At 60.9% G+C, this 15374-nt stretch carries 17 protein-coding genes; 6 read left to right on the top strand and 11 right to left on the bottom strand.

Annotated features, from left to right (window positions below):
• The first annotated feature begins 36 nt into the window (after positions 1 to 36).
• The 3 genes from ACMUVN_RS05795 to ACMUVN_RS05785 all read left to right on the top strand — a co-directional run bounded on the left by ACMUVN_RS05795 (position 37) and on the right by ACMUVN_RS05785 (position 2356).
• Positions 37 to 660 (top strand): TetR/AcrR family transcriptional regulator, encoded by a 624-nt coding sequence (locus ACMUVN_RS05795; RefSeq protein WP_047609945.1) that lies wholly within the window; start codon positions 37 to 39, stop codon positions 658 to 660.
• Between the two features lie 176 nt (positions 661 to 836).
• Complete coding sequence (locus ACMUVN_RS05790; protein ID WP_047609950.1) at positions 837 to 1883, top strand: GH25 family lysozyme; 1047 nt, start codon at positions 837 to 839, stop codon at positions 1881 to 1883.
• A gap of 167 nt (positions 1884 to 2050) precedes the next feature.
• Entirely contained in the window at positions 2051 to 2356 is a 306-nt protein-coding gene (locus tag ACMUVN_RS05785; RefSeq protein ID WP_028757740.1) for a flagellar basal body protein, read from the top strand.
• A gap of 56 nt (positions 2357 to 2412) precedes the next feature.
• On the opposite strand, the gene sufA is transcribed toward ACMUVN_RS05785, so the two are convergent.
• The 8 genes from sufA to ACMUVN_RS05745 all read right to left on the bottom strand — a co-directional run bounded on the left by sufA (position 2413) and on the right by ACMUVN_RS05745 (position 9686).
• Positions 2413 to 2805 carry a Fe-S cluster assembly scaffold SufA gene (gene sufA, locus ACMUVN_RS05780; RefSeq protein ID WP_028757741.1) on the bottom strand — a complete coding sequence of 131 codons (393 nt, stop codon included), beginning with the start codon at positions 2803 to 2805 and terminating at the stop codon, positions 2413 to 2415.
• A 96-nt stretch (positions 2806 to 2901) separates the two neighbouring features.
• Positions 2902 to 3282 (bottom strand): SUF system Fe-S cluster assembly protein, encoded by a 381-nt coding sequence (locus tag ACMUVN_RS05775; protein ID WP_016554095.1) that lies wholly within the window; start codon positions 3280 to 3282, stop codon positions 2902 to 2904.
• 12 nt (positions 3283 to 3294) lie between these two features.
• Positions 3295 to 4536, bottom strand: a complete 1242-nt coding sequence (locus tag ACMUVN_RS05770) for a cysteine desulfurase (RefSeq protein WP_047609958.1) — start codon at positions 4534 to 4536, stop codon at positions 3295 to 3297.
• 12 nt (positions 4537 to 4548) lie between these two features.
• Positions 4549 to 5823: a Fe-S cluster assembly protein SufD gene (gene sufD / locus ACMUVN_RS05765; protein WP_047609961.1), complete on the bottom strand. Its 1275-nt coding sequence runs from the start codon at positions 5821 to 5823 to the stop codon at positions 4549 to 4551.
• A 24-nt stretch (positions 5824 to 5847) separates the two neighbouring features.
• Positions 5848 to 6603: a Fe-S cluster assembly ATPase SufC gene (sufC, locus tag ACMUVN_RS05760; protein WP_018445225.1), complete on the bottom strand. Its 756-nt coding sequence runs from the start codon at positions 6601 to 6603 to the stop codon at positions 5848 to 5850.
• Positions 6604 to 6615: 12 nt separating this feature from the next.
• Entirely contained in the window at positions 6616 to 6819 is a 204-nt protein-coding gene (locus tag ACMUVN_RS05755) for a hypothetical protein (RefSeq protein ID WP_244604825.1), read from the bottom strand.
• Positions 6820 to 6881: 62 nt separating this feature from the next.
• Complete coding sequence (gene sufB / locus ACMUVN_RS05750; protein ID WP_047609963.1) at positions 6882 to 8351, bottom strand: Fe-S cluster assembly protein SufB; 1470 nt, start codon at positions 8349 to 8351, stop codon at positions 6882 to 6884.
• A 168-nt stretch (positions 8352 to 8519) separates the two neighbouring features.
• A complete protein-coding gene (locus tag ACMUVN_RS05745) occupies positions 8520 to 9686 on the bottom strand; it encodes a cysteine desulfurase family protein (protein ID WP_063475240.1) in 1167 nt (388 codons plus the stop codon).
• Positions 9687 to 9904: 218 nt separating this feature from the next.
• Here ACMUVN_RS05745 and ACMUVN_RS05740 point away from each other — a divergent pair, with 218 nt between their 5' ends.
• Both ACMUVN_RS05740 and ACMUVN_RS05735 read left to right on the top strand, forming a co-directional pair.
• Positions 9905 to 10582, top strand: a complete 678-nt coding sequence (locus tag ACMUVN_RS05740; protein ID WP_003559715.1) for an alpha/beta hydrolase — start codon at positions 9905 to 9907, stop codon at positions 10580 to 10582.
• Between the two features lie 144 nt (positions 10583 to 10726).
• Entirely contained in the window at positions 10727 to 11905 is a 1179-nt protein-coding gene (locus ACMUVN_RS05735; RefSeq protein ID WP_063475239.1) for an acyltransferase family protein, read from the top strand.
• A gap of 1 nt (position 11906) precedes the next feature.
• Here the strand turns inward: ACMUVN_RS05735 and ACMUVN_RS05730 are convergent, their stop codons facing one another.
• Together ACMUVN_RS05730 and ACMUVN_RS05725 are read right to left on the bottom strand one after the other, a co-directional pair.
• Entirely contained in the window at positions 11907 to 12434 is a 528-nt protein-coding gene (locus ACMUVN_RS05730; protein WP_063475238.1) for a GNAT family N-acetyltransferase, read from the bottom strand.
• A complete protein-coding gene (locus ACMUVN_RS05725; protein ID WP_047609972.1) occupies positions 12431 to 13549 on the bottom strand; it encodes an anhydro-N-acetylmuramic acid kinase in 1119 nt (372 codons plus the stop codon). Before ACMUVN_RS05725 ends, ACMUVN_RS05730 begins: the two co-directional genes overlap by 4 nt.
• 131 nt (positions 13550 to 13680) lie before the next feature.
• Here ACMUVN_RS05725 and tyrS point away from each other — a divergent pair, with 131 nt between their 5' ends.
• Positions 13681 to 14937: a tyrosine--tRNA ligase gene (tyrS, locus tag ACMUVN_RS05720; RefSeq protein WP_047611578.1), complete on the top strand. Its 1257-nt coding sequence runs from the start codon at positions 13681 to 13683 to the stop codon at positions 14935 to 14937.
• Positions 14938 to 15076: 139 nt separating this feature from the next.
• Here tyrS and ACMUVN_RS05715 read toward each other — a convergent pair whose 3' ends face one another.
• Positions 15077 to 15361, bottom strand: coding sequence for a hypothetical protein (locus tag ACMUVN_RS05715; protein WP_028758365.1), 285 nt, complete (start codon positions 15359 to 15361; stop codon positions 15077 to 15079).
• Positions 15362 to 15374: the final 13 nt, after the last annotated feature.

Raw genomic sequence — 15374 nt, 5'->3', positions numbered from 1 at the left:
TCAAATGAAATAAAAGGAGGATGCCTCCAGATAAATATGGAGGGCGCCTCCGTTTATCAAGGGGACTTCTTGGAAATGGCTGAAAAAAGTGACGGACCCACCGTCCGAAAGCCGCGTGCGGATGCCGAACGCAACCGCCTTCTGCTGATGGAAACGGCAAAGACCGTCTTTGCCGACAAGGGTTCCAGCGCCAGCCTGGAAGAAATTGCCCGCATCGCCGGCGTCGGCATCGGCACACTTTATCGCCATTTCCCGACGCGCGATGCATTGGTTGCCGCCATCTACCGCAACGAGACGACGCAGCTTGCCGCCGCCGCCAAAAGCCTTGCCGAGACACATCCGCCTGTCGAAGCGCTTCGTCTGTGGCTGGTGCAGTTCGTCGATTATGTCGTAACGAAACACGGCATGTCGGAGGTGCTGGATTCTTTGGTCGGCGGCACCTCCGAGCTCTATGCCGATTCGGCCGACTTGATCATAGGCGCCGTCAATCTGCTGGTGGATCGCGCAGTCGCCACCGGCGAAATCCGCCTGGCGATGGACCCGCTCGATATCCTGCGCGCGCTGGCGGGCGGCGCAAGCATCAGCTGCGGCCCCGCCTGGCGGGAGGCGGCAAGACAACTCATCGATATTCTGATTGCGGGGATGAGAGCCAGTCGCTGAGAGGGAGCCAAGTCGCAGTGGCTAAAGGCCCCTCCCATAGGTTGGGAGCGGCTGGATGCTTCTGATGCACAAGGATCAAATTTAACCTTTCTTAGCAAGTCTCTGTTAGCAATTCATAAAGGCGGCTTCCATCAACATGGATCATCGTCGATCCCTTGTTTTGCGTGCAGGTTCTTATGCGTCCATCGGCTGTGCCAGCAATCCTCCTCGCCGCCCTGATTCTCTCGGGATGCTCCGCAAGTTCTGGCGCCGAAGATGTGCTCACCCCTGTACCGTCGCGCGAAACGACCAATGCCATTACCCAGCCGAGCGGCCCGATACCGGCTGCAGCCGTGGGCGATCCTGCTCCGCAGGCAAGCCCGCCGCAGGAGGCATTGAGCTGGACGGGGCAGGTTCCGGAGCCGCAGGCGCTCGTCCCCGCAGACAGGCCGGTCGGCATGCCGATGCCGACGGAAAAACCGGTCGCCATGCTGATGCCGAGCAATCCCGCGGGCAATGCGATGCCCGATCTCGGCGCGAGGCCGCCCTCACGCGGCCAAATTTACGGCCACCGGTTCCGTGATGCCAAACCGATCAACTTCGGTTCCACCTCGCCGAGAAAGCTTGCCGTGCACGGCGTCGACGTGTCGCGCTGGCAGGGCGAGATCGATTGGGAGACGCTGCGCAGGCAAGGCGCGAACTTCGTCTACATCAAGGCGACAGACGGTGGCGATCACCTCGATCCGATGTTCAAGAAGAACTGGCGCCGGGCCAAGGAAGCCGGGCTGAAACACGGCGCCTATCACTTCTTCTATTGGTGCCGGACAGCCGGCGAGCAGGCCGACTGGTTCATCCGCAACGTACCGAAGGAAGCCAACGCTCTTCCGCCTGTGATCGACGTCGAATGGAACGGCGAATCGAGCTGCAAGAGGCGCATCTCGCCTGAACGTGTCCGGGAAAAGATGCAGGTCTTCATGGACAAGCTGGAGCGCCATTACGGCCAGCGTCCAATCATCTACACCGCGCCGGACTTCTACCGGGATAACCTGAAGGGCCAAATGCTCGACTATCCCTTCTGGCTGCGCTCGGTGGCCGCTCACCCCTCCAAGGTCTATCCGGGCCGCAAGTGGCTCTTCTGGCAGTATTCCGGCTCCGGCCTTTCGGATGGCGTCGACGGCAAGATCGACCTGAACGTCTTCAACGGCAATGAAAGCGACTGGCACGACTGGGTGGCGTCGCGATAGCCAAGCTGTCCATGATTTCCGCGCCTTTCCAACATCGTTCCGTGCCAATCCGGAACAGATGAATGGCAAGACGCACTCAGCTGTAGGTCTTTGCTAACGCAACGCCTTCAGCATTCTCTAAATCCTCGCGTGTACAAGAATTTCATCCAGTTCTGGGGAAACGGCTGATGAGCATATCGGGCATGACGAGCACTGCTCTTTCGGGAATGCGGGCGCAGACGACGCGGGTCGGCGCGATTGCCAACAACATCGCAAACAGCAGCACGCCGGACTATGCCAGGCTGAACACCAGCCTCACCTCCGTTGAAGCAGGCGGTGTCCAGGCCGTCGTCAGCCCGACGGCGTCGGATGTCGATCCCGCCACCGAATTGACCGGCCTTGTTGAAGCCGAGCAGAGCTACAAGGCAAACGCCGTGGTCTTCGAGACCGGCGCCGATATGTGGGAAATGCTGATGAGCATCAAGCGCGACTGAGCACGCCCGATTTCATGGAGTTGCTGGCGGAGAATTTTCCGTCGGCCTGAAGGCCATCAGGAATGCGCCGGCTCGGCCTGGCGCTGGGCGGCAAGGGCCGCGAGATCGGCAGGCTTCAGCTCGACGGATTCGCCGCAGCCACAGGCCGACGTCTGGTTCGGATTGGTGAAGGTGAAGCCCGAGCGCAGCGTCGTCGTTTCGAAGCCCATTTCGGTGCCGAGCAGGTAAAGAGCCGCCGATGGCTCGACCCAGACTTTTGCACCATCGCGCTCGATCAGGTCGTCCTTGGCATTGGGCTCGGTCACCAGGTCGATGGTATACTCCATCCCGGCGCAGCCGCCCTTCTTGATGCCGACGCGAATGCCTTTAGCGTCCGGTCCCGAGTTCTCGACGATCGACTTGACACGGGCCGCAGCCCCGTCCGTCATGCTCATGATTGCAAAGCCCATCGGCTCATTCTCCTTCCGCAACCGGGGTCAAGATCCGGCGCATCGTGACTCGAATGTAGTCGTCCGAGGTAAACGGATCAATACCACGGCACCGTATCAGTACCAGCCGACGGCGACCTGCGCCTCTTCGGACATGCGGTCCGGCGTCCACGGCGGATCGAAGGTCATTTCGACCTCGACGCCCGATACGCCCTCGACGGCGCCGACGGCGTTCTCGACCCAGCCTGGCATCTCGCCGGCCACCGGGCAGCCGGGCGCTGTCAGCGTCATCATGATCTTCACCATCCGGTCGTCTTCGATATCGATCTTGTAGATCAGACCGAGTTCGAAGATGTCGGCCGGAATTTCGGGATCGTAGACGGTCTTCAGGGCGCTGATGACGTCGTCACTCAGCCGCGCCAGTTCATCGGCCGGAATGCTGGAATGCACGATGCCTTCGCGCACGTCGATCTTCTGTTCGCTTTCGTCCAGGCTCATCACGGACACTCCTCAAGCAAAGAACTTGCGCGCATATTCCAGCGCATCGGCCAGGGTATCGACCTCGGCGCGGGTATTATACATGCCGAAGGATGCACGGCATGTGGATGTGACGCCGAAGCGTTTCAAGAGCGGCATGGCGCAATGCGTGCCGGCCCTGACCGCAACACCCTGCCGGTCGATCACCATCGAGACGTCATGGGCATGGATTCCGGCAAGCTCGAAAGAAAAGATACTCCCCTTATCCGGCGCCGTCCCGAAGACCCGCAGCGAATTGACCGATTTCAGCCGCTCGACAGCATAGGCCGCAAGATCGGCCTCATGCCGGGCGATCGCCTCGCGGCCGACCTTCTCCATATAGTCGAGCGCGTAACCGAGCCCGATCGCCTGCACGATCGGCGGTGTGCCGGCCTCGAAGCGATGCGGCGGATCGTTATAGGTAACGACGTCCTCGGCGACTTCGAAGATCATCTCGCCGCCACCCTGGAACGGACGCATCTCCTGCAGCCGTTCCTTCTTGCCGTAAAGCACGCCGATGCCGGATGGGCCGTAGAGCTTGTGGCCGGTCATGACGTACCAGTCGCAATCGATATCCTGCACGTCGACCGGCAGATGCACGGCGCCCTGGCTGCCATCGATCAGCACCGGGATGCCGCGCTCATGCGCGATCCGGCAGACTTCCTTGACGGGAACGATCGTGCCGAGCGCATTCGACATGTGGGTGATGGCGACGAGCTTGGTGCGCTCCGTCAGGCTCTTTTCGAAATCCTCGATATGGAAGGCGCCCTCGTCGTCGACGGGCACCCAGACGAGTTTGGCGCCCTGCCGCTCGCGGATGAAGTGCCAGGGCACGATGTTGGAATGGTGCTCCATGATCGTGAGGACGATCTCGTCGCCTTCGCCAATCTTGGGCATGCCCCAGCCATAGGCGACGGTGTTGATCGCTTCCGTCGAATTCTTGGTGAAGACGATGTCATCAACCGAAGGCGCATTGAGGAAGCGGCGGACTTTTTCGCGCGCGGCCTCATAGGCGTCCGTCGCGGCATTCGAGAGATAGTGTAGGCCGCGATGCACATTGGCATATTCATGCGAATAGGCATGCGAGATGGCGTCGATCACCACCTGCGGCTTCTGTGCCGACGCGCCGTTATCGAGATAGACCAGCGGCTTGCCGTGCACCTTCTCCGCCAGGATCGGAAAATCCCGGCGGATGGCTTCGACGTCGTACTCAGTGGCCGGCACTATCTTGTCCATCGATATATCCGATCAGGCGTGCTTTTCGAGCCAGGCCGAAATCACGCTTTCCAGCGCCTCGACCAGGGCCTCGTCTTCCAGTTCCTCGACGATTTCGGCGACGAAGGCGTTGACCAGCATCGCCCGCGCCATCTTCTCCGGAATACCACGCGCCATCAGGTAATAGAGATGATTGGCGTCGATATCGGTCACCGTCGCGCCATGGCCGCACTGCACGTCGTCGGCAAAGATCTCAAGCTCGGGCTTGACCGAGAATTCGGCATCGTCGGACATCAGCAGCGTGTTGCAGGCCATCTTGGCATCGGTCTTCTGCGCATCGGGCGCCACCCGGATCATGCCCTGGAACACGCCCTTGGCGCGGTCGAAGACGACGTTGCGGATCACCTCGGTCGAACCGGTGTTCGGCACGTCGTGGCCGAGCACCATCGTCACGTCTGTATGGCTGTCAGCGCCCAGCAGGTTGATGCCGCGCAGCGTCAGATCGGCGCCCTCGCCCGTCACCTTGATATGCAGCTCCTGGCGCACCAGCTTGCCGCCGGCATTGATGACGAACAGCCGAAGCTTGGCGTCAGCGCCGAGATCGATGCGGATCTGCCCAAGATGCGTATCGTCGGCTCCCTGCTGCTGCAGGATGATCCAGGTCAGCTCCGTTCCCTCGCCGACCGTAATGTCGCTGACATGGGAGACCAGCGCCGCATCATTTGTCGCCGCAAGGTGACGCTCGATGACGGTCGCCTTGACGCCGGCGCCGAAGGCCACGGGAAGGCGCGTATGCGCTTGCCCGCCGGCATGGATGAACTGGATTTCGAGCGGAGCTTCAAGCTCGGTGCCGGCAGGCACGTCGACGACATAGCCGTCGCGCACGAAGCTGCCATTGATGCGGCCGACGGCGTCGTCGTTGCCGAGCGCATCGAGCCCGTTTGCGGCGGAGCCATCGAGCAGATGGCCGGAATAGGTCGAAATGCCAAGACCGTCGGCGGCAGCCTTCTGGTTGGAATGGCCCTGGATCACCGCCAGCACCGTGGCATCGGCAACGAGCGGCTCCAAAGCTTCGGAGCCCGCATCACCCGCCTGTGGCGGAACGGTGCGCAGAAGATTCTTGAGGTCGGTATAATGCCAGGCCTCGATGCGGCGCGTCGGCAGGCCGGCCTTCTTCAGGTCGTCGAGAAGCCGGTCGCGCAGCGCCGTCACCGCGCCATTGCCGGGCAGCTCACCGATCTGCTGGTTGAAGGCCTCGATCAGTGCCGCTTCGGCCGCTGTCAGGCGGCTCGTCGTCTGCATGTTCATGGACGTCGTCCTTTCCACCCGAACTCAGGCCGCCGTGCCGATGATGTCGGCATAGCCATTGGCTTCCAGCTCATGCGCCAGCGTCTTGTCGCCCGACTTGATCACCTGGCCCTTATAGAGCACGTGGACGGTATCGGGCACGATATAGTCGAGCAGGCGCTGGTAATGGGTGATCACCACGACGGCGCGATCCGGCGAACGCAGCGCGTTGACGCCGTCGGCGACAATCTTCAGCGCGTCGATATCGAGGCCGGAATCGGTTTCGTCGAGCACGCAGAGCTTCGGTTCGAGCAGCGCCATCTGCAGGATCTCGGCGCGCTTCTTCTCGCCGCCGGAAAAGCCGACATTCAGCGGCCGCTTCAGCATCTCGGTATTGATCTGCAGCTTGCCGGCGGCATCCTTGACGCGGCGCATGAAATCCGGCGTCGTCAGCTCGTCCTCGCCGCGCGCCTTGCGCTGCTCGTTCATCGCCACCTTCAAGAACTGCATGGTGGCGACACCGGGGATTTCGACCGGATACTGAAAGGCAAGGAAGATGCCCTTGGCGGCGCGCTCAGCCGGATCGAGCTCGAGGATGCTCTCGCCATTATAAAGAATGTCGCCCTCAGTCACTTCGTAGTCGCTGCGGCCGGACAGCACATAGGAGAGTGTCGACTTGCCGGAGCCGTTCGGCCCCATGATCGCGGCAACTTCGCCGGCCTTCACCGTCAGGTTCAGGCCACGGATGATCTCGGTGCCGTCTTCGGCGATGCGGGCATGGAGGTTTCTGATTTCAAGCATAGTCTCGATCTTTCACTTGGGGCTTTTCCATCCAGGGAAAATGCGTTCCATCAATTCTGACAATTCATCGACCAGTTCGGCTGCTCTACTGAGCACCAGCACAACGGCACATAGGCCAAGAGACGAAAGCACGATCAGTTTGCCGATATTCCAGTTGGCGAATGCAACAAACATTCCTACGACAACACCGGCCAGCGCCGTAGAGAACAAAAACATCAGAGCGCTCGCTATCCAATGCCTTTGTTCGCCTGTCTGCCAAAGCGGTGGCTTTTCGTCCACTACCCAACCGAGCCTTCGAGCGAGATGCTGATCAGCTTCTGCGCCTCGACGGCGAATTCCATCGGCAGTTCCTGCAGGACTTCCTTGACGAAGCCGTTGACGATCAGTGCGATCGCCGCTTCTGTCGGGATACCGCGCTGCAGGCAGTAGAACAGTTGGTCCTCGGAGATCTTCGAGGTCGTGGCTTCATGTTCGAACTGCGCCGTCGAATTCTTCGCCTCGATGTAGGGCACGGTATGAGCGCCGCACTTGTCGCCGATCAGCAGCGAATCGCACTGGGTGAAGTTGCGTGCGTTCGACGCCTTGCGGTGAGCCGAGACCTGGCCGCGATAGGTGTTGTTGGACACGCCGGCGGCGATGCCCTTGGAGACGATGCGGCTCGACGTGTTCTTGCCGAGATGGATCATCTTGGTGCCGCTGTCGATCTGCTGATGGCCGTTGGACACGGCGATCGAGTAGAACTCGCCGCGGCTGTCGTCGCCGCGCAGGATGCAGGACGGATATTTCCAGGTGATCGCCGAGCCGGTTTCGACCTGCGTCCAGGAAATCTTCGAGCGGTCGCCACGGCAATCGCCGCGCTTGGTGACGAAGTTGTAGATGCCGCCCTTGCCTTCCTTGTCACCGGGATACCAGTTCTGGACGGTGGAATACTTGATCTCGGCATCGTCGAGCGCAACCAGCTCGACCACGGCAGCATGCAACTGATTTTCGTCGCGCTGCGGCGCCGTGCAGCCTTCCAGATAGGAGACGTAGGCGCCTTCTTCCGCGATGATCAGGGTGCGCTCGAACTGGCCGGTGCCCTTCTCGTTGATGCGGAAATAGGTGGAAAGCTCCATCGGGCAGCGAACGCCCTTCGGAATGAACACGAAGGAGCCGTCGGTGAAAACAGCCGAATTCAGCGTCGCATAATAGTTATCGCTCGTCGGCACCACGGAGCCGAGGTATTTCTGCACCAGTTCCGGATGCTCGCGGATGGCTTCCGAGATCGACATGAAGATCACGCCGGCCTTCTTCAGCTCCGCCTTGAAGGTGGTGACGACCGAAACGCTGTCGAAAACGGCGTCGACGGCGATCTTCGGCTTCTCGACACCGGCAAGGATCTCCTGCTCGCGCAGCGGGATGCCGAGCTTCTCGTAGACCTTCAACAGCTCCGGATCGACCTCGTCGAGCGACTTCGGACCCGGCGTGCTCTTCGGCGCGGCGTAGTAATAGATGTCGTTGAAATCGATCTTCGGATAATTGACGCGCGCCCAGGTCGGCTCTTCCAGCGTCAGCCAGCGCCGATAGGCTTCAAGGCGCCATTCCAGCATCCACTCCGGCTCCTGCTTCTTGGCCGAAATGAAGCGAATGATGTCCTCGGACAGGCCTTTCGGCGCTTTGTCCATCTCGATGACGGTCTCGAAACCGTATTTGTACTGGTCCACATCGATCAGGCGGACCTGGTCGATTGTTTCCTGCACCGCAGCCATTTCATTCTCCAATCTCGCCGGATACAAGGTCCGGCAGCTTGTAGCGTTCGGGCAATTGTCCTGCCCTGATGTCGGGCAAATGCCTTACCCTGATGTAAGAGGCCAAAAGGGACTTTTCAGCCCGATTGGCAAGCGGAAATTTGCGTTTCCGCAAGTTTATGATGCGGCTTATGCCGCCTCACCCGCCGACCTTCGCCGGCAGGCAATCTTCGCGAAAGCCGCAATCACCCTGTCGACATCGTCTTCCGTTGTCGAAAAGCCGAGCGAGATGCGCAATGCCCCGAGCTTGGCGTCACGTCCCATCGCCGTCAGCACATGGCTTTCGCCAAGCCGACCGGATGAGCAGGCCGAGCCTGCGGAAAGGGCAACGCCTTCGAGATCGAAGGCGATCTGCCCGGTCTCGGCCTTCAGCCCCGGCAGGGTGAAGAAGATCGTGTTGGCGACACGTTCGCCGCCCTCGCCGTGGATCATTACATCGGCTGCCGCCCGACGCATGCCGGCTTCCAGCCGCTCGCGCAACGCGCCGATCGCCGCATTGCGCGCATCGAGCTCCTCGGCCGCGGCTTCCGCCGCCGCGCCGAAGCCGATCAGCGCCAGTGAATTCTGTGTCCCCGAGCGGTGACCCCGCTCCTGGCCGCCACCCTGGATCAGCGGCCGCGGCATCAACGCCTCGCCGCGCGCAATGAGCGCGCCGGCACCCTTCGGTCCGCCGATCTTATGCGAGGAGACGATCATGAAATCGGCGCCGATCCGATTGATATCGAGCGCGAGGCGACCGGCGGCCTGAACGGCGTCGACGACCAGGAGCCCACCATGGGCATGCACGATCTTTGCCGCTGCCTCCACAGGCTGGACGATGCCCGTCTCGTTGTTGACGAGCATGATGGCGACCATCGGCAGGCCGGCAGCCTTGTCATGAGCATCGAGCAGGGTGCCGAGCGCATCGAGATCGACGATGCCGGCTTCCGTCACCGGGATCTCCGTCATCGTCTCTCTGGCGAAGCGGCCACCCTCGCGCACTGCCGGATGCTCGATCGCCGAAAAATAAAGCTGGCCGAGCCGGAGCGGCGTGCGGCCCATGCGGAAATCCGGCGTCAACACCAGGTTGGCGGCCTCGGTCGCGCCGCTGGTAAAAACCACATTTCCGGCATCGGTGCCGGCAAGTGCCGCCACTTTGCGCCGCGCACCTTCAATCGCAGCGCGGGCGGCGCGGCCTTCGCCGTGAACGGAATTTGGATTGCCGAAAATGTCGATGGCGCGCATGATCGCCTCGCGTGCTGCGGGGTGTAGCGGCGCTGTGGCATTCCAGTCGAGATAAAGGCGTGGCGGCGCCATGATCTTCAGTCCTGCGCTTGACGAGCTTGCTTCAGCGGCCGCGGTTCATTTTTCTTGAAATTTCCGCCGGGCTTGCCTTATGACACATTCCACGATGCGTGGATCGCCATGCAAGTTTCGAATTGTTCTAAACTGCGTTTTAGAAAAGCTGACAACACTAGTCAAGTCAATGTTGTCGTCCAACGCAGCGCGAACGCGAAATAAAACCCGGAGTACCAATGCCCGAAGTAATTTTCAACGGCCCAGCCGGCCGTCTTGAAGGCCGCTACCAGCCCTCCAAGGAAAAAAGCGCGCCCATCGCCCTGATTCTGCATCCGCATCCGCAGTTCGGCGGCACGATGAACAATCAGATCGTCTATCAGCTCTTCTACATGTTCCAGAAGCGCGGGTTCACGACGCTGCGCTTCAATTTCCGGGGCATCGGCCGCAGCCAGGGCGAATTCGACCACGGCGCCGGCGAACTTTCGGATGCCGCCTCGGCGCTCGACTGGGTGCAGAGCCTGCATCCCGATTCCAAGACCTGTTGGGTCGCCGGTTATTCCTTCGGCTCCTGGATCGGCATGCAGCTGCTGATGCGCCGGCCGGAGATCGAAGGCTTCATGTCGATCGCGCCGCAGCCGAACACCTACGACTTCTCCTTCCTGGCGCCCTGCCCCTCTTCCGGCCTGATCATCAATGGCGAGGCCGACAAGGTAGCGCCGGAAAAGGATGTCAATGGCCTTGTGGAGAAGCTGAAGACCCAGAAGGGCATCCTCATCACCCACCGCACCGTTGCCAACGCCAACCACTTCTTCAACGGCCAGGTGGAAACCCTGATGGGCGAATGCGAAGACTATCTCGACCGCCGCCTCAACGGCGAACTGGTGCCGGAACCGGCCGCCAAGCGGATTCGCTGACACCACAAAATCTCGGCCCCATCGATGCCGTGACGGTCCGGAACCTCACCGGACCGAACGTGTCAGAACAGATCACCTATCGTGTTGCAATGTATGTTGCAGTGCGGTAGGGTCCTCGCGATCCTAACAAAAGCGAGGTCCGCAATGACCAAGTCGTTCGGGGAAGTCCTGGATAAGTATAGGGGAATCGGTCCGGGGTTCGATTTTCTTCGAATAGGGCTCGCCTTTTCCATCGTATTGACCCATTCCTTTTTGTTAACCAGGAACAATGACTTCATCAGGGGGTCGGTATTCTGGTTCACGGAATACGCTCTTGTTCCGATGTTCTTCGCGCTGAGCGGATTTCTGATCGCCGGCAGCGCCCAACGCCTGAGCCTCAGAAATTTCCTGATCAACCGAAGCTTGCGTATCGTCCCGGCGCTTGCCGTCGATATCGTCGTTTGTTCGCTGATCATCGGCCCGCTCGTCACGATCGTCTATCACGCCGAATATTTTACCGATCCGCGGTTTTTCAAATACTTTCTGAATATCGTCGGTTGGATCCATTACGAGCTGCCGGGCGTTTTCCAGGACAATCCGAGCCAACGTGTCAACGGCGCGCTCTGGACGGTTCCCTGGGAGATCTTCTGCTACATCATCATGTCGTTCCTGATGATCACTGCCATCGTCAAGACGCGCTACAAGCTGCTTGCGGTGACGATCGCCTATATCGTCATCGGCCTTGTCGTGCAGAAGATGCCCTATCTGCTGCCAGGCTCGGTCAAGCCGATCGCTCGCTTCCTGTTCATGAGCCGAGGCTCCCAGCTGATAACGGCCTTCATGATGGGCATCGTCGTCTTTCAGTTCAAAGCGGTCATTCCGCATTCCCGCTGGCTGTTCGCCGCCGCCGGCCTGGTTTGCCTCGTCGCCATTCTCACCCTGGACAGCCAAGCGACGGAGTCGGTGATGAACCGGCCCCTGGTCATCACCTCTCTCGTTTATATCACCGTCTTTATCGGCCTGTCGGAGGTACCCATTCCGGCCTTTTTCAGGAAGGGCGACTATTCCTACGGCGTCTATCTCTATCATGACCCGTTTTTGCAGATCTGGATCAGCTCGTTTCCGTCCGTATTTCTCTATCCGAAATATGGTGCGCTGGCGCTCTATCTCGTCGGCCTGCCCTCGGCCCTCGCCGTGGCGGTGCTGTCCTGGCATTTCATCGAGAAGCCGATCCTTGGCCTTCGCAAGAAGTTCTCGTTCATCGCCCAGGTCAGGGGCGTCGAGGATGGCAATCAGGCTGGGCGCGAATCCCACGTCCGGCCGCCGGTTGCCGTAAAGAGTTAAATTAGCACTTTGCCGGCCGCATATCGGCGGTGAGTTCAAAAGCTGGGTCAAGCACTCCATCGATCAGGATCGGCACGCGTTCACGCATGCCGATTTTCCTCAGCACACGCTGCGAGGCGATGTTATCGGGATGCGTGAAGGCGATGAGGCGCTGCGCAAGCTGCCTTTCGAAGAACCAGTCGACCACCGCACCTGCCGCCTCGGTCGCCAGGCCCTTGCCCCACACCTCCTCGCGCAGGGAATAGCCAAGTTCGAATTGCTCGTTCCTGAACTTCGAAATCCCCGCGCGACCGATAAACCGGCCGTCCTCGTCGAGGATCTTGTATTTCGTCGTGCCGTGGCGCGCCTGCTCCTCGAACCAGCCCCGCAGCCGCTCCTCAGCCTTTTCGAGACTCCATGGCCCGTTGCCGGACAGATATCGGGTCGTCGCCATCGTCGAATGCAGTTGCTGCACGAGGACCGCATCGCCTTCGTCCCACATGACGAAGTTGAGCCGCGGCGTGCTCAATATGACGCTCTGCTCTCTCATGGCGTCGCCAGCACCCCGCCGCTGACGGGGGCGCCGACGCCCGTCGTGCCGGGAAACGTCAACGGCAGCCCGTCCAGCGAGCGGACGGCGAGATAGGCCCAGGCCTCAGCTTCCATCGCATCACCGTCGAAGCCTGCCTCCTCGGCGCTCAACACCCTCGCGCCCAGCCTTCCGGCCATGGCGGAAAACTCCGCCATCACGGTGGCGTTCAGCCGCCCGCCGCCGCAGACGATATAGATCGATGGGCTCTCGGGCAGAAAACCGGCAGATTTGATGATCGAGGCGGCGGCGACATGGGCGAGCGTCCGGGCGCCGTCTTCAAGGCTCGCTTCCTCGGGCCGAAGCGGCGCGAAATCGCCGCGGTCGAGCGAACGGCGAAGATTGCCGCGGAAGAACGGGCTTTGCAGATAACGTTCCGCGAGAGCGGCCACGACCTTGCCGCGCCCACCGATTTCGCCGCCGGGATCATAGGTTCTGCCGGTCTGCATCTCCACCCACTGGTCGATCAGCGTATTGCCCGGCCCACTGTCGAAGGCCGATATCCGGCCATCCGTGCCGATAAAGGTCAAATTGGAGATGCCGCCGATATTGACGAAGCACACCGCCTGTCCAGCCTGCTGGAATTTTCCCGCAAGTGCGGCGTGATAGGCAGGCACCAGCGGCGCGCCCTGCCCGCCATGAACCATGTCGTTGGCGCGCATGTCGTACACCACCGGTATGCCGGTTCGGCGCGCCAGTTCCGGACCGTCACCGATCTGGATCGTCAATCCTTCGTCAGGGCGATGGAGTACTGTCTGGCCATGAAAGCCGAGAACATCGACGGCATCGGCTGAAAGCCCGAAACGCTCCAGGAATGCCGTAACGGCAATTGCATGACGTAAGGTCAGTTCCAGCTCGATGTCGCGAAGCTCAGCGGGCCGTTCGCTCCTGTCGCTGAGCGGACGCGCCAGTTCCAGCGCCCGTTTCAGCCGGCCGCGAAAATCGGCGTCATAGGGCACGCCCATGAACGGCCCGTGCTCGATGAAGCCGCGGCCGTCGGTCCTGAGCAGCGCGACATCGATTCCGTCCATCGACGTGCCGCTCATCAGACCGATCGCAGTCCTGATGACATCCATGAGGCTTGCCTCCCATGCGATTCCCGGATGCACTTTGATAAAAACAGTGCTAAACGCGCCGCGACAGATCAACAACAACGAACTTGCGCGAGACCCGCATGGGCGAGCGCAGATATCAAGAGACGAAGGCCATGTCCGAGTTCAAGTCCGATTTCCTCCGCACGCTGAAAGAGCGCGGCTTCATTCATCAGATCTCTGATGAGCGCGGCCTCGACGACATGTTCGCCAAGGAAACCGTGACGGCTTATATCGGCTTCGATCCGACGGCGCCCAGCCTGCACGCCGGCTCGCTGATCCAGATCATGATGCTGCACTGGATGCAGAAGACCGGTCATCGCGCCATCTCGCTGATGGGCGGCGGCACAGGCATGGTCGGCGATCCCTCCTTCAAGGAAGAGGCGCGCCAGCTCATGACCGTGGACACGATCGAAGGCAACATCGCCTCGATCAAGCGCGTCTTCTCCAATTACCTGAACTACGGCGACGGTCCGAAGGACGCGCTGATGATCAACAATGCCGAATGGCTGCGCTCGCTGAACTACCTCGAATTCCTGCGTGATGTCGGCAAGCACTTCTCGGTCAACCGCATGCTGTCCTTCGACAGCGTGAAGACGCGTCTCGACCGCGAACAGTCCCTGTCCTTCCTGGAATTCAACTACATGATCCTCCAGGCCTACGACTTCGTCGAGCTCGCCAAGCGCTACGATTGCCGCCTGCAAATGGGTGGTTCCGACCAATGGGGCAATATCGTCAACGGCATCGACCTCGGTCACCGTATGGGGACACCGCAGCTCTATGCGCTGACCTCGCCGCTGCTGACGACATCGTCGGGCGCCAAGATGGGCAAGTCGGCGACGGGCGCTGTCTGGCTGAACGCCGACATGCTCTCGGCCTATGATTTCTGGCAGTACTGGCGCAACACCGAGGACGCCGACGTCTCGCGCTTCCTGAAGCTCTACACGACGCTGCCGATGGATGAAATCGCCCGCCTCTCGGCACTCGGCGGTTCGGAGATCAACGAGGTCAAGAAGATCCTTGCGACCGAGGTCACGGCGATCCTGCACGGCCGCGAAGCCGCCGAACAGGCAGCCGAAACGGCGCGCAAGACCTTCGAGGAAGGCGGTCTTTCGGAAAACCTGCCTTCGGTCGATATCCCGGCCGGCGAACTCGATAGCGGCATCGGCCTGCTGTCGCTGATGGTCCGCGCCGGCCTCGCCGGCTCGAACGGCGAAGCCCGCCGCCACGTCCAGGGCGGCGCTGTCCGCATCAACGACGAGGCGGTCAGCGACGAACGCCGTCTGATCGACAGCGGCGAAATCACCACCGACGGCGTCATCAAGCTCTCGCTCGGCAAGAAGAAGCACATCCTGATCCGCCGCGCGGCGTAAGCGGCCTCAATTCCGAACAGATATGAAAGCCGGCCTCCGCGCCGGCTTTTTCGATTTCGCTGACGGCGGTGTCGAGGCATTTGCGAAGTTGACGATACAGCCGCGCGTACCGAGAGTTTCGCGGCACTACCGCATACGGTCACTCGACTCCCGGCCGGGATGGCGCATCCGTCCGTTCAGCCTCTCGAAACACATAGCTTGGCGGATTGACGTCTGAAGCAGGTTTGACGCGCGACCACCAGCTGATCGAGAAGACAGGCGGCGTCATCATCGCGTCGAGAGGAACCGTCAGCACATGGGCCGACCGGATGAGCTCCGGCGGCTTCAGTCGCTCGCTCTTTTCGGCGGGATATGCAGCATGGCCGCCGACCGCAGCGGCGATCACCGCGACCGATACGAAAGAGACTGTCCGAGCGCACTGCATGGCATCCTCCGAC

Origin of the sequence: Rhizobium sp. IY2, assembly GCF_047532935.1 — a bacterium.
Taxonomy (GTDB): domain Bacteria; phylum Pseudomonadota; class Alphaproteobacteria; order Rhizobiales; family Rhizobiaceae; genus Rhizobium; species Rhizobium anhuiense.
The sequence above is the reverse complement of the archived record's forward strand: the minus strand, read 5'-3'. Positions and strand labels throughout refer to the sequence as shown.